The organism is Afipia sp. GW821-FHT14H12 (assembly GCF_058803465.1).
In genome coordinates this window covers 1-938 of record NZ_JBXAOZ010000007.1, presented here as the reverse complement: position 1 = coordinate 938, position 938 = coordinate 1, and the positions used below count along the sequence as shown (strand labels likewise).

Genomic DNA, 938 nt, shown 5'->3' with positions numbered 1-938 from the left:
CAAGGGCGCCATTTTCTTCAAATCCCGGGTCCGAGCCCTGTTCCGGATCGGGTGCTGCGGGCGATGGACATGCCGGTCATCGACCACCGCAGCGCCGCGTTCGCCGAACTCGGCAAGGCGGTGCTGAGCGGCTCGCAGAAGATTTTCCAGACCTCGGGCCCCGTGGTGATCTTTCCCTCGTCGGGCACCGGCGCGTGGGAGGCGGCGATCGTCAACACGCTGTCGCCGGGCGACAAGGTGCTGATGGTGGAGACCGGCCATTTCGCCACGCTGTGGCAGAAGATGGCCGTGCGCTTCGGCCTCGATGTCGAGTTCATGCCGGGCGACTGGCGTCACGGCGCCGACCCGGTCGCGATCGGCGAGCGGCTGTCGCAGGACAAGTCCCACGCCATCAAGGCGGTGATGGTGGTCCATAACGAGACCTCCACCGGCGTCACCAGCCGGATCGCCGAGATCCGCAAGGCCATCGATGCGGCGAAGCATCCGGCGCTGTTCCTGGTCGACACCATCTCCTCGCTCGGCTCGGCCGAATACAAGCACGAGGCCTGGGGCGTCGACGTCACGGTGAGCTGTTCGCAGAAGGGCTTCATGCTGCCGCCGGGGCTCGGCTTCAACGCGATTTCGGACAAGGCCCGCGCCGCCGCGAAGACGGGCGGCATGCCGCGCTCGTACTGGGACTGGGAGGAAATGCTCAAGCCCAACGCCAGCGGCTTCTTCCCCTATACGCCCGCCACCAATCTGCTTTACGGCCTGCGCGAATCCATCGCGATGATGCTGGAGGAGGGGCTCGACCATGTGTTCGCCCGCCACAAGCGCCTGGCCGCGGCGACCCGTGCCGCCGTGGAGCATTGGGGTCTCGAAGTGCTGTGCCAGAACCCCGAGGAATACTCGCCGGTGTTGACCGCGGTGGTGATGCCGCCGGGGCACGACGCCGATCA

General features: G+C 66.8%; 1 protein-coding gene. It reads left to right on the top strand.

The window, feature by feature from the left end; translation table 11 throughout:
* Positions 1–938 (top strand): pyridoxal-phosphate-dependent aminotransferase family protein (locus tag AC1RNA_RS17260; RefSeq protein ID WP_492951882.1); only part of this gene is annotated, 938 nt, incomplete at both ends.